Origin of the sequence: Pseudonocardia sp. CA-142604, assembly GCF_050948475.1 — a bacterium.
GTDB classification, from domain to species: domain Bacteria; phylum Actinomycetota; class Actinomycetes; order Mycobacteriales; family Pseudonocardiaceae; genus Pseudonocardia; species Pseudonocardia alaniniphila.
In genome coordinates, this window is record NZ_CP192045.1 from 1,286,212 (window position 1) to 1,303,673 (window position 17,462).

19 protein-coding genes and 1 tRNA gene are annotated in these 17,462 nt (G+C 68.2%); 7 read left to right on the forward strand and 13 right to left on the reverse strand.

Annotation, left to right across the window (positions count from 1 at the left end):
• Positions 1-51: 51 nt before the first annotated feature.
• The 3 genes from ACQPZQ_RS06175 to ACQPZQ_RS06185 all read right to left on the reverse strand — a co-directional run bounded on the left by ACQPZQ_RS06175 (position 52) and on the right by ACQPZQ_RS06185 (position 1,889).
• Positions 52-456: an SRPBCC family protein gene (locus ACQPZQ_RS06175; RefSeq protein WP_433292897.1), complete on the reverse strand. Its 405-nt coding sequence runs from the start codon at positions 454-456 to the stop codon at positions 52-54.
• Between the two features lie 105 nt (positions 457-561).
• A complete protein-coding gene (locus ACQPZQ_RS06180; protein WP_433292899.1) occupies positions 562-972 on the reverse strand; it encodes an AtzH-like domain-containing protein in 411 nt (136 codons plus the stop codon).
• 188 nt (positions 973-1,160) lie between these two features.
• On the reverse strand, positions 1,161-1,889 hold the full coding sequence (locus tag ACQPZQ_RS06185; RefSeq protein WP_433292901.1) for a VIT1/CCC1 transporter family protein: 729 nt from the start codon (positions 1,887-1,889) through the stop codon (positions 1,161-1,163).
• A 190-nt stretch (positions 1,890-2,079) separates the two neighbouring features.
• Between ACQPZQ_RS06185 and ACQPZQ_RS06190 the strand changes: the two genes are divergently transcribed.
• Together ACQPZQ_RS06190 and ACQPZQ_RS06195 are read left to right on the forward strand one after the other, a co-directional pair.
• Entirely contained in the window at positions 2,080-2,544 is a 465-nt protein-coding gene (locus tag ACQPZQ_RS06190) for a MauE/DoxX family redox-associated membrane protein (RefSeq protein WP_433299045.1), read from the forward strand.
• 1 nt (position 2,545) lies between these two features.
• On the forward strand, positions 2,546-3,295 hold the full coding sequence (locus ACQPZQ_RS06195; protein WP_433292904.1) for a DsbA family protein: 750 nt from the start codon (positions 2,546-2,548) through the stop codon (positions 3,293-3,295).
• Between the two features lie 57 nt (positions 3,296-3,352).
• On the opposite strand, the gene ACQPZQ_RS06200 is transcribed toward ACQPZQ_RS06195, so the two are convergent.
• The gene (locus ACQPZQ_RS06200) at positions 3,353-5,368 is read right to left on the reverse strand and encodes a S9 family peptidase (protein WP_433292906.1); all 2,016 of its coding nucleotides are present in this window, start codon (positions 5,366-5,368) and stop codon (positions 3,353-3,355) included.
• 83 nt (positions 5,369-5,451) lie between these two features.
• Between ACQPZQ_RS06200 and ACQPZQ_RS06205 the strand changes: the two genes are divergently transcribed.
• Positions 5,452-5,524 (forward strand) — tRNA-Ala (locus tag ACQPZQ_RS06205).
• Between the two features lie 167 nt (positions 5,525-5,691).
• On the opposite strand, the gene ACQPZQ_RS06210 is transcribed toward ACQPZQ_RS06205, so the two are convergent.
• From ACQPZQ_RS06210 to ACQPZQ_RS06245, 8 genes are all read right to left on the reverse strand, one after another.
• A complete protein-coding gene (locus ACQPZQ_RS06210; RefSeq protein ID WP_433292908.1) occupies positions 5,692-7,152 on the reverse strand; it encodes a DUF2252 domain-containing protein in 1,461 nt (486 codons plus the stop codon).
• A gap of 483 nt (positions 7,153-7,635) precedes the next feature.
• Complete coding sequence (locus ACQPZQ_RS06215) at positions 7,636-8,919, reverse strand: IS256 family transposase (protein ID WP_433292910.1); 1,284 nt, start codon at positions 8,917-8,919, stop codon at positions 7,636-7,638.
• A gap of 204 nt (positions 8,920-9,123) precedes the next feature.
• The gene (locus ACQPZQ_RS06220) at positions 9,124-10,080 is read right to left on the reverse strand and encodes a cyclase family protein (RefSeq protein ID WP_433292911.1); all 957 of its coding nucleotides are present in this window, start codon (positions 10,078-10,080) and stop codon (positions 9,124-9,126) included.
• Positions 10,081-10,364: 284 nt separating this feature from the next.
• Positions 10,365-10,835, reverse strand: coding sequence for a DUF6924 domain-containing protein (locus ACQPZQ_RS06225; RefSeq protein ID WP_433292913.1), 471 nt, complete (start codon positions 10,833-10,835; stop codon positions 10,365-10,367).
• A gap of 123 nt (positions 10,836-10,958) precedes the next feature.
• On the reverse strand, positions 10,959-11,714 hold the full coding sequence (locus ACQPZQ_RS06230; protein WP_433292915.1) for a class I SAM-dependent methyltransferase: 756 nt from the start codon (positions 11,712-11,714) through the stop codon (positions 10,959-10,961).
• Between the two features lie 243 nt (positions 11,715-11,957).
• Positions 11,958-12,812, reverse strand: a complete 855-nt coding sequence (locus ACQPZQ_RS06235; RefSeq protein ID WP_433292917.1) for an alpha/beta fold hydrolase — start codon at positions 12,810-12,812, stop codon at positions 11,958-11,960.
• 29 nt (positions 12,813-12,841) lie between these two features.
• On the reverse strand, positions 12,842-12,994 hold the full coding sequence (locus ACQPZQ_RS06240; RefSeq protein ID WP_433292919.1) for a hypothetical protein: 153 nt from the start codon (positions 12,992-12,994) through the stop codon (positions 12,842-12,844).
• 74 nt (positions 12,995-13,068) lie between these two features.
• Positions 13,069-13,692, reverse strand: coding sequence for an EF-hand domain-containing protein (locus tag ACQPZQ_RS06245; protein ID WP_433292921.1), 624 nt, complete (start codon positions 13,690-13,692; stop codon positions 13,069-13,071).
• Positions 13,693-13,852: 160 nt separating this feature from the next.
• Between ACQPZQ_RS06245 and ACQPZQ_RS06250 the strand changes: the two genes are divergently transcribed.
• Both ACQPZQ_RS06250 and ACQPZQ_RS06255 read left to right on the forward strand, forming a co-directional pair.
• On the forward strand, positions 13,853-14,041 hold the full coding sequence (locus ACQPZQ_RS06250; protein ID WP_433292923.1) for a hypothetical protein: 189 nt from the start codon (positions 13,853-13,855) through the stop codon (positions 14,039-14,041).
• Between the two features lie 168 nt (positions 14,042-14,209).
• Entirely contained in the window at positions 14,210-14,770 is a 561-nt protein-coding gene (locus ACQPZQ_RS06255) for a hypothetical protein (protein ID WP_433292925.1), read from the forward strand.
• 20 nt (positions 14,771-14,790) lie between these two features.
• Here the strand turns inward: ACQPZQ_RS06255 and ACQPZQ_RS06260 are convergent, their stop codons facing one another.
• Complete coding sequence (locus tag ACQPZQ_RS06260; protein ID WP_433292927.1) at positions 14,791-15,729, reverse strand: LysR family transcriptional regulator; 939 nt, start codon at positions 15,727-15,729, stop codon at positions 14,791-14,793.
• A 97-nt stretch (positions 15,730-15,826) separates the two neighbouring features.
• Here ACQPZQ_RS06260 and pcaD point away from each other — a divergent pair, with 97 nt between their 5' ends.
• Together pcaD and ACQPZQ_RS06270 are read left to right on the forward strand one after the other, a co-directional pair.
• Positions 15,827-16,633 (forward strand): 3-oxoadipate enol-lactonase, encoded by an 807-nt coding sequence (pcaD, locus tag ACQPZQ_RS06265; protein WP_433292929.1) that lies wholly within the window; start codon positions 15,827-15,829, stop codon positions 16,631-16,633.
• 21 nt (positions 16,634-16,654) lie between these two features.
• Complete coding sequence (locus tag ACQPZQ_RS06270) at positions 16,655-17,020, forward strand: ArsC/Spx/MgsR family protein (RefSeq protein WP_344725511.1); 366 nt, start codon at positions 16,655-16,657, stop codon at positions 17,018-17,020.
• Positions 17,021-17,462 lie beyond the last annotated feature (442 nt).

Sequence of the window (17,462 nt, forward strand, 5' to 3'; positions counted from 1 at the left end):
GAGCCCCGTCGGCCATCCGGCCGGCGGGGCTCTGTCGTGTCTGTGGCGCCCTCAGCGCTGCGCGACGACCAGGCGCTCCAGCCGCTCCAAGGCGTCGTCGAGCCATTGGCGGACCTCGGCCGCCGCCTTGCCCTTGTGCGTCTCGGGCTGGTGGCCCAGGAACGACAGGTGGATCACCACTGACGAATGACCGGGGTTGGCGTGCTCCACCTGGAGCCAACCTGCGTACTCGGGCGCGTGGCCCCACTCCACACGCAGCTGGTCCGGGCTCACGTCGACGAGTCCCTGCTCGTGGACGCCGCGCGGGGGCACGTCCGCGCGGACCTCACCCTCACCTGTCGACCGGACGTCGACCGGGTCGGGCATCCACTCGGGTAGCCGGCCGAGATCGGACACCACCCCGAACACCGTCTGCGCGTCGGCGGGCATCGCGCGCTCCGCCTCGAACTCAGCCATGACGAGGACGTACCCGGGAGGACTGCCTCCCACCCCCCGGCGGACGCCGCCACGAGGAACGACCGCGGGTTCCGGGCGGTCGCCCGCGCGACGAGAACGCCGGTCTCACGGCGACCCGGGCTGGTCCAGCGGGAGCTCGGAGACGTGTGCATGGACGACGCGCCATCCCTCGGGGAAGCGCACCCACGTCTGGCTCTGCCGGCCCTCGATTGCCCTGTCGGGATAGCCGATCAGCGTGGTGACCACCGCCGTCCGGTCGTCAACGGCCAGCACACGGGTGTCACGAAGCACCCGGCCGGGCGGCACCGACGGGTGCTCGCGACGCCAGGCCTCGATCTCCGCTCCGCCCTGCTGCCGGTCCGCCACTCCGAAGCGGACGCACCGTTGGTCGCTCCAGAAGAGTTCGTTCATCACGGGCACGTCGCCCTCGGCGAGGGCCTTCTCATACCGGTCGAAGGCCGCTCGGACCTCCGCGACGACCTCCGACCGGTCGAGCACGACCTGCTGATCCGTCATGCGGGCGCCCCCTCGATGGCGGGCTCACGGGTGCCGGGCGGGGTTGGCAACTCCATCTCCTCACCCTGCCCCAGCCACGTGGTGTGGTCGGCCGGAAGAGGATCAGCATCACGTCGGCCGGCGCGTAGCCGAGACCGGTCTGTCCCCGACGTTCCGGCCGACCCGTTCCGAGCACCGGGACCGCGGCGCTACATCGCGCTGACTCCGATCGCCATACCCACCAGATACGTGGCGCCCGCGGCGATGACGCCGAACGCCAGCTGCCGCAGCCCGCTGAAGAGCCAGCCACGAGTGGTGAATCGGGACGTCAGTGCCCCCGCGACGAACAGCCCCACCGCCCCGACGAGCAGCCCGACGCCCAGCGAGGAGGAGCCGAACAGGAACGGGAGCAGCGGGATGACCCCGCCCACGGCGAAGCAGAGGAACGACGAGATCGCCGCCGTCCACGGAGACGGCTGCTCGTCGACGTCGACGCCGAGCTCCTGCGCGACGTGGACCTTGACCGCGAGCTCGGGGTTGGCGTGCACCTCGCGCGCCATCGCCTCCGCCGTCTTCTGGCTGAGCCCCATCTCCTGGTACATCTCGACGAGTTCGGCTTCCTCGGCGAGTGGGTGCCTGCGGATCTCCTCCCGTTCCACCGCCACCTCGTTGGCGACGGCCTCGTTCTGCGTGCCGACCGAGGCGAACTCGCCGAGGGCCATCGAGAACGCTCCGGCCACGAGCCCGGCCATTCCGGTCAGGATGATCACGTGGCGGTCGGCGCCGCCGCCTCCGACACCGGAGATGAGCGCGATGTTCGTGACGAGGCCATCCATCGCGCCGAACACGGCGGCCCGCAACCAGCCACCGGAGACGTCGGCGTGGTGGTGGTCCTGCGCGTGCGCGGCCAACTCTGCCGAGCTGGGGTGCTGCGTCATTTGGCCAGCGTAACTGCCGTCAACCGTCCAGGTTGGACCATGGTGAGGCTGCCCTCGGTCGAACTCGCTCGACGGGTTGTCCGCTCCAGCGCCGGCCGGCGACGTCACCCGTCCGTAAGCAGGTCCGCGTGCCGCTGCCCGACGTGCGAGGGGTCGGTGCGGCTAGGCTGATCGTGTGACTCGGGGACGGCTGCTCGACGTCATCGGTACGGTCGCGCGGCTCGGGCTGGCCGCTGTCTGGCTGACCTCGGGCGTTCTCAAGGCCATCGATCCCGACCAGACCTACGTCGCCGTTCGCGCGTACGACGTGCTGCCTCCCGCCGCCGTCGAGGTGGTCGCGGCCATCCTGCCGTGGTTCGAGATCGCGCTCGGGCTCCTCGTGCTGGCCGGGATCGGTCTCCGTGCGGTGGCCGCGGTGTCGATCGTGCTGCTCCTGGTGTTCATCGCAGGCGTCTCCCAGGCGTGGGCACGCGGGCTGCTGATCGACTGCGGCTGTTTCGGTGGCGGCGGCGCCGTGGCAGCCGGCCAGACGGCCTACCTCCAGGAACTACTGAGGGACGCGGGTTTCATCGCGCTGGCAGCCTGGTTGGTCGTGCGACCGCGGACGCTGCTGTCGCTCGACTCGCAATTCGAGAACACGGGAAGGACGACCTGACATGGGCGGAGCGCAGCGTGGCGACAAGAAGCGCCGGCAGGCGGAGGCCGCCCGCCGCCTCGCCGCTGCCGGCATCAGCGTCCCTCCGAAGCCAAACCGCACTCCGCTGATCGTGGTGGCGGTGGTCCTGGTGGTGGCTGTGGTCATCGGCGTGACGGTGCTGCTCAACAACCGGAGTTCGAGTTCCGTCACGCCCACCTACACCGCCACGGCGTCCGGCGCCGTCGTCACCGCGGGAAACGGCCCGGTCACGATCGACACCTACGAGGACTTCCTCTGCCCGCAGTGCGAGCGGTTCGAGGAGCGCTACGGCAACGACATCGTCACCGCGCTGAACAACGGGCAGATCACCGTGCGGTTCCACACGATCGCGATCCTCGACCCCTCGACCACCCCGCCCGGCTACTCCACCCGCGCGGCCAACGCGGCCCTGTGCGCGGTGCCCGCGGGGATCTACCCGGCCTACCGGGAGAAGCTGTTCGCCGAGCAGCCGCCCGAGGGGGGCGCGGGCCTGACCAACCAGCAGCTCATCGACTTCGGCACCCAGCTCGGGGCCACGGGCGACTTCGCGACGTGCGTGAACAACGGCACGAACTCCGCGGCCGTCACCGCGGAGACCAACACTGCGGCCGCCGATCCGGCGCTGCAGACCAACGGCCAGTTCGGCACGCCCACCGTCGCCGTCAAGGGCGCCAAGATCGACCTGAACAACACCAACTGGCTCAAGGACGCCATCGCCGCCGGACGCTGAGCGCCCACTGACCGACCGGGGCGGGCCACGCGGACGACCGCGTGGCCCGCCCCTCTGCTACGCGCTGCGCGACGGGTGGTCCCACGAGATCTGCGGGCGCTCACCGCCGAGGTGCCTGCCGAACCAGTCGAGGATGATCTCGGCGCGCTGCACGCGGTGGCGGGGCGAGCCGCTGCGCGAGAGCTCGTGGCCCTCCTCGGGGAAGCGCCAGTACTCCACCGGCTTGCCCAGGAGCCGGAGCGCGACGAAGAGCTGGTCGGCCTGCTCGATGTGGCAGCGCAGGTCGTCCTCCGAATGGAGGATGAGCACCGGTGTCGTGATGTCCCGGACGTAGCTGATCGGCGACAGCCGCTCGTAGAGCTCCGGCGCGTCGAGGTGGTTCGCGCCGAACTCGTAGCGGAAGAAGCCCGCCATGTCGGAGCTCGTCTCCAGCGACTGCACGTTGTTGACGGCGCGCTCGCTGCACGCGGCGACGAAGCGGTCGGTGTGCCCGATCAGCCAGCTCGTGAGGTAGCCGCCGTAGGAGCCGCCCAGCACGCCCACACGGCCCGCGTCGAGCGACGGGTCACGTTCCAGCGCGGCGTCGAGCACGGCGAGCACGTCGTCGGCGTCGATGCCGCCCCAGCCCGTGCCGGGCGCTTCCGGGGCCTCGGGCGGGCGGATGGAGCGGCACCACGCGTCGGTGTGGCCCGTGGAGCCGTGAGGGTTGCAGTAGACGACCGCGTACCCGGCTCCCGCCCACAGCTGGAACTCGTCGAACCACGTGTTCGCGTACTGCGACATCGGACCGCCGTGGATGGACAGCAGCACGGGCACCCGCGCGTCGGCGGGTACGCCCGTCGGCCGCACCACCCAGGCGTCGATGTCGCCGTCGCCCGCGGGGGAGGGGACGGTGAAGTGCTCGGGCGGGGCCACGGGGACCGCCGTGTGGAAGGCCGCGCCGAGCGACGTGAGCTGCCGCTCCTCCCCGTCCGACGTGCGGACGAAGAGCTCCGGCAGCGCGGTGGGCGTGGAGGCGACGAACGCGAACGTGCCGCCGGCAAGGTCGAACCCGCTGATCTGCCGCGTGCCCCCGGCCAGCAACTGCGGCTCCCCGGAACCGTCGGCGGGCACGCGGTACACGTGCACCGAGCCGTGGTCCTCGATCGAGAACAGCAGGTGCCCGTCGTGCCAGAGCGGGTTGCGGGACCCGGGGTGGGGGGCGCACTGGCGGTCGAGCTGCGCGCTGAGCACGCGCTGCTTGCCGGTCTCCACGTCGGTCACGAGGACCTGCGAGTGCGACGGCACGATGCGGGTGTCCTCGGCGAGCGTGGCGATCTCACTGCCGTCCGGGCTGAACGAGGGCAGCCTGTGGGACAGGCTGCGATCGGTGAGCACCCGACCGTCACCGCCGGGTGCTGCGACGTCGAACAGGTGGATGTCGCTGACGTCGTCGAGGTCCCAGTCCTTGGCCCGCGTGGTGGCCACCGCGAGCCGCGTGCCGTCCGGCGACCACGCGGGCCCGCCGTGCTCGTACGGGCCGCCTGCGACGAGGAGCGGCGCGGTGGACCCGTCCGCCGGCACCACGAACACGCTGCGCGGCCGGTCGATGATCCAGCCGGTGCCGTCGAGGCGGGAGAACAGCCGGTCGATGCGTCGCGGCGGCCGCCCGCGCTCGTCGTCGCCGTCCCTGTAGCGGCCGCTGCGCTCCCGGGACGCGAACGCGATGCGTGTGCCGTCCGGGGACCAGACGGGCTCCTCGATGGCCTCCGGGCGCTCGCAGATGGTGAGCGTCTCGCCCGGGACGCCGATGGGCGCCACATGCAGCGTGTGGACGCCCTCCTCCTCCGAACGGCGGCTGGTGAACGCGAGCCTGCGCCCGTCCGGCGACCATCTCGGCTGCCTGTCGCTGTGCTCGCCCGTGGTGAGCGGGTAGGGCGGCGCGGAGCCGTCGGCCGTGGCGAGCCAGACGGCGCTGCGGTAGCGGTTCTTCTCCAGGTCGACCCGGGTGACGACGAAGGCGATCAACCGCCCGTCGGGGGAGACCTTCGGATCGGCGGCAGAGACGAGTTGTCCGATGTCGGCGGGTTTCACTGCCTGACCGTAGATCAGCAACAGCGCCAGCGGCGACCCCCGTGACGAGGCCGGAGAGGAGTCGTGTAACTTCATTCGGGCAAGGGGCTGTGGCGCAGCTGGTAGCGCACTTGACTGGCAGTCAAGGGGTCAGGGGTTCGAATCCCCTCAGCTCCACCCAGGTCAGACACATGATCACCGATCTTACGGTTGGTCCGACAGCAGTCTGAGTGACTAAGTGAGTGTCTATCCATCACGTTCGCGGACGGGGCGAGTGGTCGAGCCCGCGGTCAGGGCTCTGACCGAGCCGTCCGCGGAGTCCTCACGGCGCCGAGGCTCTTTCGTCACATGCCCTCTAGCGCCTCCAGTCGGCCGGATCGGACCGCCTTCACAAAGTTCTGGAAGTCCTGGTCGTTCTGATCCACGTAGCGCTCGGAGAAGTCGATGATCGATTGGTCGAACGCGTCGTCGTCGCCGAGGTACTCGGAGATGGCGACCGGATCTCCCGACCGAGCATGCGCCCGCGCCAGGGTCCACCCACAGATGCGCGCATAGAACGTGAGCGCCAGCGGTGTCATCGCCTCGACCAGCGCAGAGCCCTTCATGTCACGCAGCTGCCGCCAGTAGTAGTGCCTCTTCACATCCACCCCGCGTGTCCAGCCGAGAAAGATGTCGCTCGCGGCCTGCATCATCCGTTGTCCCTGCACGACCCGCTCGCCGGACTGCTTGTAGCGGCTCTTCGGCAGGTGACCCTCCAGCACCGATCTCGTGGCCTCCTTGACCTGCAGGAACAGTGGGTCCTGCGAGTCGCGTCCCTGGAGCAAGACGATGAGCGCACGGGTGCCGACGCTGCCCACACCCACGACCTTGCGGGCCATATCCACCATCTCAAAACGCGCCAGCAGGTGACGCCGATCGTCCTGCAACGTCGCCTGATAGGCGAGAAGCTGTTTGTGGAGAGCGTGGCTCACGTCCTCGTGTGACATGCCCGAAGCTTCCTTCAACTCGCGGAGGGGGACGACGATCGGCGGTCGGCTGACGATCCGATACCGTCCATCGACCACCTCGCCGAGCTTCGAAAGCGCCTGCAGACTGTCGCGGGTATGCGCCTTCGCCCTACTCTTCTTCGCCCTCTTCTGGGCCTTCTTGGCTGCCTTCGCCTCCTGCTTTGCCTTCCCCTTCTTTCCACTCGCCTTCGTTGTCGCGGCGACCTTGCTGCGGATCGCGTTCATGAGCTCGTCCTCGGCAAGGTGGGCGTACCAGATATCCAGCGTCCGCATCTCCGTGAACTCGGCCATTGCCTCCCGGTACGCCGAAACCGACGCTTGCGTCGATGCGCGTGTGTCGGCCGCTGAGAATCCGTTGTTACGCGCCGCGATCGCGAAGCTCGCCGCCATGCGCTTAACGTCGTACTCGAATGGCCCGGGGAGCGTCTCATCAAAATCATTCAAATCGAACAGCAGCCTCCGCTCCGGCGAGGCGAAGGCGCCGAAATTCAACAGATGGGCATCGCCACATAATTGGACAACAAGACCTGCCGTCGGCGTGTCTTTGAGGTCGGCGGCCATTACCCTCGCCGCGCCCCGGTAGAACGTGAAGGGTGAAATCATCATCCGGCCATGGCGGACCGGCACAAGGTCGGGCTCCCGGGTGACGTTCTGCTCATCGAGCAGGGCAACCGGGTCAGGGCGGTCCGCCGCAGGGCGCCACCCCGAGTGGCCCGACGGAGGCGTCCGTCCCCGGGCGTCCTTACCCTTGGCTTTTCGTTCGGCGATGCTAGGACGGGCGATCCGTTGCGCGTCCATCTGCCCACCTCCTGTTCGGATCTTGGTGCCGGCCGGCGCGGGCCAGCGCATCTACGTAACCGAACGTGCACACCGAGAACGTGCCCTCCGAGCCCTGCAGGCCGTCTGGTGAGCTTGGGTCGTCGCGGTTCGCCGTCTCAGACATGCTTGCCTCTACCTCGTCCTTGCAGCCCGGATCGAGGACAACAAACGATCGTCTCGCTCCGGCGGCCGCAGCACCTCACCCGGATCGAACGAGGCCGGGGCGCGTCAACGCGAGGAGAGGTGGGGAGGCCCGACGGACGTGTGTCGAGTCTTGTGGGTCCAGCGGCGAGGACGGTAGGTCCGGCTGCAAGATGACCAGAACTAGCCACAGGTATCGCCCCAGGTCACGACGGCGGAGCGCTCCCGGCTGGTGGTCGGCAGATCCAACGGCCATGGTCCGGCTTACAGGCCGCGCGGCCGATGTCTGAGCAATCGTCAAGACCTGTGGATGAAGATCTTTTAGGCTGCTTCGGGTTGATGGGTTTCGTCGGGTCGTTCGACGAGCTTGCCGTTGACGAACACCGCGCCGGCGCGGACGAGCGCGACGAGGTGCGGGGCGTTGACCGCTCGCCAGCGGTCCTGGGCGGCCTCGATGAGCTTGAACGCCATCGCGAGCCCGGCCGCGCGTGAGCCGGGACCGCGAGTGATCTTCGTGCGGTGCCGCACGGTCGCGAAGGTCGACTCGATGGGGTTCGTGGTTCGCAGGTGGATCCAGTGCTCGGCCGGGTAGTCGTAGAACGCCAACAGCACCTCGAGGTCATCAGTGATCTTCGCGACCGCCTTGCCGAACTTCGCGCCGTAGACGGCCTTGAACGACGTGACGGCGTCGAGGGCGTGCTGCTTGTCCTCGGCGTTCCAAATCTCGGCGAGGGCCTTCTTCGCCCCGGGATGCGCGCTCTTGGGCAGCGCACCCAGAACGTTGCCGATCTTGTGGAACCAGCAGCGCTGCTCCCGCGTGGTCGGGAACACCTCGCGCAGCGCGCCCCAGAACCCGAGCGCGCCGTCGCCCATCGCGAGGACCGGGGCGTGCATACCGCGCCGTGCGCAGTCGCGCAGCAGATCCGCCCAGGACTCCATAGATTCCCGGTAGCCGTCGGTCAGCGCGACGAGCTCCTTCCGCCCGTCCGCGCGAACGCCGATCATCACGAGCAAGCACAGCTTGTGCTCCTCGAGGCGGATGTTGACGTGGATCCCGTCAACCCACAGATAGACGTAGTCCACACCCGACAGATCCCGGGTGGCGAACGCGCGCTGCTCGGCCTTCCATGTCTCGGTCAACTTCGTGATCACCGGCGCCGACAGGCCGGCCGAGGAGCCGAGGAACTGCCCCAGGGCGGGCACGAAGTCTCCGCTGGACAGGCCGTGCAGGTAGAGCAGCGGCAGCACCTCGGTGACCTTCGGGGTCTTGCGGCACCAAGCCGGCACGATCGCCGAGGAGAACCGGGCCCGCTCGCCCGTCTCGGGATCGACGCGCCGATCGTTGACTCTAGGCGCGATCACCTCCACCGCCCCGGCGCTGGTCAGGACCTCGCGAGCCTGGTGGGAGCCGTTGCGCACCACCAGCCGGCGCCCGCTGGAATCGCGCTCGCCGATGTGGCGGGCGATGTAGTCGTCGACCTCGGCCTGCAGTGCTTCGGCCAGCATCCTGCGGGCGCCTTCGCGGACGAGCTCGTCGATCAACGACGCACCACCGCACCGGCGGTCGTCATCGGCGTCGGCAGCTCCAGGAACTACGGTGAGCACGGGTCGTACCTTCCCGACCGGCGTTGGCGCGCCGGCCTTGCTTGAGAGCCTCAAGATCACCGGGAGGGTACGACCCACCCTCGTGATCCACAGGTTTCAAGCATTGCTCCGATGTCTGGTGGTGGGGCCAAGGCTGATAGCAACGGCTTCGCACCTGCCACCGAGCTGCCTCACGCGCTCGCCGACTGAGGAGCCGGCGACGCGTCAGAATGTCGCGATCGGGTTGACCGGGCTGCCGGACGTACCGGCGAAGCGGATCGGCGCCACTGAGAGGTGGAAGTCCCACTGGCCGAGCTCGGCGGCCGTCGTCGCGCACATCTCCAGGTCGCAGTTGTCGAGCAGCCACAAACCCATCGCAACGAGGCCCACGGCGTGGATCGGCATCAACACCCCCTCGTACCCCGACGGCTGAACGTCCTGAGGGGTATCGGCGCCGATCAGCGCGACCTCCCGTTCGTGCAGCCACGGGAGGCAGGACGCGTGCCAGCCGGCCTGCATGAACCCGTGCGTCACACCGGCCTCGTGCCGGACGCGGCCGCGGCCGGTCCGCAGGAAGACCGCATCGCCGGATCGCACCCGAACACCCTGGCGGCGCTCGGCCTCCTCGAGGTCGTCGGGAAACACACCCTGCCCCGGTTCCAACCACGGCACATCCCGAGCCTTAGCGACGTCCAGCAGGACACCACGCGTGATGATCCCGTTCGCCGCCGCCGTGACGGCTGCCCACGCCGATCCCGTTGTGGCGTCGACCAGCGAGTGAGACCGCCCGTTGTACATCGTGCCGTCCCAGAAGATGTGGCACGGCGAGTCGACGTGGGTGACGGTGTTGCCGTGGAACGTGATGCCAAGCTGCTCGGACGAGAAGCCCCAGCGTCGGTCATCGTGGAATTCGGGCACCGGCATGTCCTCGGCTCCCGGCATGTCGGCGGCGCACGGGCATGTCGTCGTCGACCGCTCCATTTCCCCGGGCACTGCGATCTCCCATGCGCATGACACGCTCCTGCCGTGGCGTACGGCCCGCGCCGCCGCCAGCCGAACGTCGTCCGTGATGAGGTTCAGCGTGCCGAGCTCGTCGTCGTCGCCCCACCGCCCCCAGTTCGACAGTGTGTTGAAGTACCCGAGCACGTCGTCCCGTGCCGGCATCTGCCGCCCGGCTGTCATCCCTGCATCGACTCCTCAGGTCACGTGGTCGTAGCACCGCAGGCAGGTTATCCGTCCCCTGCCTCGACGTGAGCTGCTGTGGCACCGGTAGCAATGAGGCGCTAGGCGAGCATCGGATCAGCGGCCGGGTGGCTGGCAGCCCAAAGGGTCAGGGATTCGAATCACCTCAGCTCCACCCATTACCTTTCAGCGGTTATGTCGCCGAATCCGAGTGGAGCTGACCTCAGTCGGCCGTCGCTTCGGCGACGGGCTGTGAGCGAAGAGGCGATGGTCCGACGCGGACACTAGAAGCCGCGGAACACCCCGTCCTCGTCCACGCTGTCGGCGAACTCGGCCCAGTCCATGTTTGCCAGGGACAAGTTGTTCTCCACCGACCACAGCCTGGCGACCACTACCCGGAACGCGGCTCGCGGGGTCTCGTTGAGGTAGGCGTACTCCGGCTCGGGGTAGGGCACCGGCACGACGAGGAGTGGGTGACCGGCCGCGGACACTGCGTCGGCGTCGGCGACGAAGAAGAAGTAGGGGCCGCCGCCGTACGGGTTGGGGAGCAGGCCGCGCAGCTGGGTTGCGGTCAGACCCCGGTATGCCTCGTCGTCGACGATGTCGACGGTGGCCAGGAAATCGTCCTCCGATGGAGTTCGGACGCCTTCGCAGAGGGCGTCCCATGATCGCCCGTTGCTGAAGTCGGTGCGTATGAGAAGCGCACACCCGGAAGGCCACAGCGGCCGGGGTGGTGCAGGGACAGGGGAAGTCACGGCGGCACGATAGCCGTGGTCACCGACACCGCGTGGGCATCGCAACCATGCCGATCACAGTCGGTGCCAGACATGTCGTCTACTGACGTTCAACCGACGTGCAGCCTCAGCAACATGCGGTAGCTAGTCGGCGTGCAGGACGAAGAACAGGAAGCTGATGAAAGCCCCCGATGGCGTGTCCGGTACTTGGGTGGGGAACAGTTCGCGGGCGCCTGGCGCGGGCGGTGGTTCGCTGATGACGCTGATGCGAAAGCCGGCTCTGACGAAGGCGTCGCTCATCGCGTGCAGCGGCCGATCCCAGAAGGTCAACTGGGCAGTCTGCCCGCCCGTCGTCCATTCCTCGGTCCGGTCACGGGTCTCGAAATAGTTGATCTTTTCCCCGGCGACGTGATGCATGTGAAAGATGGCGAACGGGTGCTCGACCGAGGCGATGAGCCGGCCGCCAGGCGTCAGAACGCGTCGCAGCTCCGCCAGCGTCGGCCCCCAGTCCTCCAAGTAGTGCAGAACCAGGGACGCGATGACGTCGTCGAACGTGCCGTCGGGAAACGGCAGCGGGTCGGCCAGGTCGGCGACCCGCAGGTCGGCGTCGGCCCCGAGCCGCCTTCGGGCAAGCTCTACCATCCCGGCACTCGAGTCGATACCGGTCACGATGGCGCCTCGATCGCGCAGCGCGGCGAACAGGGGGCCCGAGCCGCAGCCTGCGTCGAGGATCCGTCGGCCCGTCACGTCCCCGGCAAGCTCCAGCATCGCGGGTCGCTCGTAGTACGCGTTCAGGAGGTTGGTCTCGTTCTCGGCCGTGTACCCCTCGGCGATCCTGTCGTAGCCGTTTGCCACGGCTCGGTCCGCAGGACCAGCGGAACTCTCAGGAGCGGCAGACACGCGGTGAACCCTGACATACCCGGTCTGTCCAGCGCCGGGCGCCTCCGCGTCGCGGTTCGATCAGGAGGCCTTCGCCCGTCGTAGACAGGTAGTCCACATCGACGGCGCCGCTCGCCCGAGCCCCCGGTGACTCCGACGAGCGACGGCGTGGCCGCCGATTTGTTCGGTGAGTCGCCGCCGTCCCCTGGCGCACGACCCGGCGGGGCCAGGTGCTTCCAACGGAAGCAGCCCGTCCGCGTCGCGCTATTCGGCGTGGAGTACCTCGCGCAGACGTGCGGCGAACTCCTCCGGCCGACCAGCACCATCGACGAACCCGAGATGATGACTCGGGAACACCGTCGCTTCCCCGCCCAGCACCCGCGCCGTTGCACGAGCAGTACGCGCCGTGTATACGTCACCGGTCTCCTCGCCCACCGCGATCACCACACGGGTCGGCCCGTTGGACAGCGCGGCGACGTCGGGGTGGTAGTCGGTGATCGCCACCGCCCACCCCGCCAACAACGGGTGATCGCGCGAACCGTCGTCCTCGACCGGCAACCCGAACCGGGCCGGATCCGGGTCCGGCTGAGCGAAATACGCCTCGGTGAACTCGCCCTCCCACGCGTACATCGCCTGGAACGCGGCCATCCCCGCCCCGAAACCCTTCGCCTGGTAGGTCTCCAGGTAGTGCGCGCGGGCCCGATGCGCCGCCTCGGCGTCGGGCAGCACCGGGTTCATCGGCGGCTCGTGCGCGACCAGGACCCTGACATCACTCGGGAACGCGGCGACCAGCGCGAGCGCGACCACCGCGCCACCGCTGCTGGCGAACATCTCCACCGGCCCGCCCCCGACCGCCTCGATCACCGCGTGCACGTCACGGGCCTGGTCCTGCGGGGTCTGCACGGCCTGTCCGTCCTTACGAACGCTGCGCCCGCCCCCGCGCGGGTCGTAGGTGATCACGGTGCGGTCCGGGAAGAACCCGCCCAGCGCGCGGAAGCCGCTCGCGTCCATCGGCTGACCGATCATCATCAACGGCGGCCGACCGTCAGCGGTCGGCAACGGGCCGACCACGTCGTAGACGAGATCGACATCGGGAGTCTCCAGCGTGTGGGTCGGCATGTCACTACGACCCGCCAGGGCTGCGGAACTCATCGGCGGGTCCGCGGGCACGCGCTCACACCGATGAGTTCGCCCTCGCCACGCTTCCCCTCGTCCTTGCATTCGCGGGACGCCCGAGGGGCGCTGACGAGCAGGGTGCCGATCATGTCCGCGGAGTAGGCCTCGCCATGCTCGGTCGCCACGAGTTCACGCCGAAGGCGCCGAGACGACCGCGCGGACGAGTCTGCGTCGGTCAGACGTGTCGGTAGTGCTCGGGTCAGATGCGTCCGAACAACAGGCTGCGTGCGGCGCCCGCGTCGTCGGATACGACGTACTCACGGAACGCTCGAAGAAACTCGTCTCGCTCGATCGTCCCGTCCCCATCGGTGTCGACCTGAGCAAACGCGCCCATTGCCTCAGGCCCCTGGACCTCCCAGATGTCGCTCAGCATTCTCGTGAACTCACCATCGGAGATCGAGCCGTCCGCGTCGGTGTCGATGCAGTCGAACAGGGCGTGGGGGACGCCATCGATCATGTTGAAGCGGCTCGTGTCCTGGCTGAGCCTGCGGCTGGCGTTCACGAATTGGTCCTTTGTCAGCTCCTCCTCGGGCACGTCCGCGTGCCGCAGCAGCTCCGACCAGTACATCTGACACATGGCCCGCAGAGATCGGGCACGCCAGTCGACGCTGTCGATCTTGTAGGTGGCGCAGAATCGGTCGATCAGCCGCTCGAAGTCCGCCCAGTCCAGGGTCTCGTCGTTGTCGGAGTTGTAGCTGTCGAAGACTCGTCCCAACTTCAGAGAGACGATGTCCGGTGTCGCCGTAGTCACGATCGACCCTTCCTGAAAGCCCAGTGTTGAGGGAGCTTGTACACCTTGGTCGTCAACACCGGCCAGCGCCATCGCCCGCTCGGATGGAGCCGCTCCACTGGACTCTTTAGGGGGATATGGGCGGTCGCAAGCGGGGACCACCTGGCCTCGTTCCTGATTCACGTTGCGGCAACTTCCGTCTTTCGACGGAGGCTGGGACAACCAGCAATGGCGACTCGGAGAGGAGTTGGCCGTGCGCTCGCCGCGCACCGAGCGCGCAACCGTTCTGTTGCACACCTTGCAGACGTGGCTGCCGGGCTCGGCGGAGCGCCTGCCGCTGCCGACGCCCACCGCGCCGCAGGCGGCCCTGTGGCTCGCCGGATTCCTCTGGCTGACGCTTGACCCGAATCGCTCGGCGGCGGTGCGTAGCGCCTCGACGTGATCGAGGAACACGAATGGTGACGGCTGTCCCGTAATCCATTGGCGACGACTGCATCGACCTCCCTCGATTACCGGCGGACACGCTAGCCTCCCCGAACGACCGGCTCGGACCGCGAGGTTGTGTCGGTCGGCGACTGGAGTATGGGCCGATCTCAACGAGGGAGGATGCGTGGGAGGTTCGCTCGCTGCATTACTTATCGCTGCGCTCGGCGTCATCGGAACTCTGAGCTCCGCGCTACTCACCCAGCACGTGAACGCGCGTGCTCGGATGGCTGAGCTGGAGCACGATCATCGCACCCGGCGGGCCGAAGAGGACCGGGGCAGACGGCAGGCTCTGCTGGATAAACGCCACACGTGCTACGTCGCGCTGAATATGGCCGACTGGCAATTCCATTCGACGCTGCTTCTCCATATCGACGCTCTCCGTACGGCCGTCGACACGGAGCGGACGAATGACGCCATGGAGGCCGCCCGTGACGCTATGCGGGAGCAATGGGGTGAAGCGCAGCTCGTGTTGCCGGACGCCCTGTTGCCGTTGGCGGAGAAGGTCAACCACATCCTGTGGAAGGTTTACGAGATGGTGCGCCGAATCGAACGTGGCCATGCGGAGACCGATGAGTCGCTGGAGCGGGCGACCACCATGCTGCAGAAGGCGAAAGGGCAGGTGTTCGATCTGCGCAAGTCCATGCGCAAGGACCTGGGAATCGGCGATCCGGATCGAGAGCCGTGAACCTGCGGCTTGCAGGTCGGCTAGGCGCGTGTTCCCTTCGCCCTGGGCACACGTCCCAGCGTCGGTTGCAGCACCGGTGCTTGGCCGGCCAGGAAGTCCCACAGCAGGTCGGCGACCGGCCCGTGGGGCCTGTCGCGCCGGCGCGCCGCCGCGAGTTCCTCGACCACGCCGGGGAAGTGGCGCCCGGCGACGGGCAGCAGGCGTCCGTCGCGCAACTCCGCCTCGATCATGAACCGCGGCAAGTGCCCCCATGCCATGCCGTGCAGGATCAGTTCCTTCTTCATGAGGTGGTCCGGCACGGAACATCGGGGTGCGCCCTCGACCAGGAAATGACCATGTTCGGACGGGTGCCGGGCCGAATCCCGGATCACGCACTGGGTGAAGGACTGCATCCGTTGCGGTGTGATGTCGGTGGCCGGGGGGAAGGGGAGGAATCCGGGCGCCACGACCGGCACCATCGCGACGCGGCCGAGGTCGATCCACTCCATCCGCACGTCGCTCTTGGGGACACGGTGCACGATGAGGTCGGCCTCGTCCTCCAGCAGCCGCTCCCACGGGCCGGTCACCGTCTCGAACTGCAGGTGCAGTCGTGTCTGCGGGTGTTGCGCGAAGAAGCGGCTGAGCAGCGCCAGCACCGGCGGTAACGGGCACAGGTCCCCGAGCACCACGCGCAGCTCGGCCTCCTCGCCCATCGCCAGCTGCGCGGCGTACGTCTGCAGTTCCTCGGCCTCGTGCAGCAGGAAGCGCACCTTGCGGTGGAAGGCCTCGCCTGCCTCGGTGAGGTGCACCCGATATCCCGAGCGGTCCAACAGGCTCAGGCCTAGCTGTCGCTCGAGCTTGGCCACCGCCGCGAAGACCGAAGGATGGGAGCGATGCAGCCGCTCGGCGGCGGCCTGGAAGCCGCCATCGCTCACGACGGCGTCGAAGCATTGCAACTCGTGGAGCGTAAAGCTGGACATTGTCGGAACAGCCTACAGAGCACGTCTGATCTTTGTAATAGAAATCTGAAACCACGTTCGTAGGCTGGGGTCATCGTCGCTGGATCGTGGAGCTGACATGGACTCTCAGACCCTCACCTCCATCACCACTGGTGATGGCGTTCGCATCGCCTACCGCTTCGACGGTGAGCAGGACAAGCCAGTGCTGCTGCTCTCGAACTCCATCGGTACCGACCTCCACATGTGGGACGGCCAGGTGCCGGCTCTCACCGAACACTTCCGGCTGCTGCGCTACGACGCGCGCGGCCACGGCGCCTCCGACGTCCCGAGCGGCCCGTACTCGCTGGACCGGCTGGGCCGCGACGTGGTGGAACTTCTGGACGCGTTGGACCTGCAGCGGGTGCACGTGTTGGGCCTGTCTCTCGGGGGAATCGTCGCGCAATGGTTGGGGATCCATGTGCCGGAGCGCGTCGACCGACTCGTGCTCTCCAACACCGCCGCGTACCTCGGCCCGCCGCAGCAATGGGACCAGCCGATCGCCGAACTGCTGGCGGCCCCCGACATGCAAGCCGCCGCGGACATGTTCCTGCACAACTGGTTCCCGGCCCGGATGTTGCAAGACAGCAACGGGGTTGTCGACGGCTTCCGCCGCACACTGCTCGCCACGCAGCGCGAGGGCGTGGCAGGCAGCTGGGCTGCGGTGCGCGACTACGACCTCCGCCGCACAGCTTCGCTCATCCGCACCCCGACGCTGGTCATCGCGGGCAAGCACGACACCGTCACCTCCGCCGGCCACGGGGAAGAGCTCGCCGCCACCATTCCCGGCGCGCGGTACACGGTCCTGCCCACAGTGCACATGGCGAACGTCGAACGGCCGACGGAGTTCCTGGACGCCGTGGTGACCTTCCTCGACGAACAGCCCTGATACCGCGGATACCGTGGCCGCATGGAGATCTGGATCAATCCGGCCTGTTCCAAGTGCCGGAGTGCAATCACGGTGCTCGACGCCGAGGGGGCCGACTACACCGTCCGCCGTTATCTGGAGGACGTGCCGAGCGAGGACGAGATCCGGGAAGTGCTCGACCGGCTGGGGCTCGAGCCGTGGGACATCACACGGACCCAGGAGGCCGTCGCCAAGGAGCTCGGGGTCAAGGAATGGGCCCGGGACGCAGGTTCGCGGGAGCGGTGGGTGAAGGCTCTGTCCGAGCATCCGAAGCTCATTCAGCGGCCGATCATCACCGCGGACGACGGGACGGCCGTCGTCGCGCGCACCGAAGAGGCTGTACGGGATGCCCTGTCCCGGGAGGGCTGAAGCAGCCTCAGCGCGACGGGCGGCGTGGAAGGTCACGCGGCCCTGAACGTCATTGTCGGACGGCCGGGTGCCCATCATGACCAGCCGTTGTGCGCTGTCCATGGGTGGATAGCGCCGGGGGTCCCTCCGGTGGCTGAACCAGTGTTTCCAACGAATGACTGCCGGGCGAGGCGGGTCACATGTGCGGAGGCCGTCGTTAGCGTGCCCGCAAAGCTGATCGCGGGCGTGCATCGCCGGCACGACCCTCCCGGAACATGAATTCGGGAATCCGGGACGGTCGCGCTGACCGGCCGCTCCGTGGCCGGCAACCAGCCCAACATCGGCGGCAACCCCAGCACCGTGACCGGCTGTTCCCGGATACGACGGCTGAGCGTGCGGCGACGGAAACCCCTGCTGGTCTCCGTCGCCGGACGGGCTCCGAGGTTGGACCGACCAGCCAGGC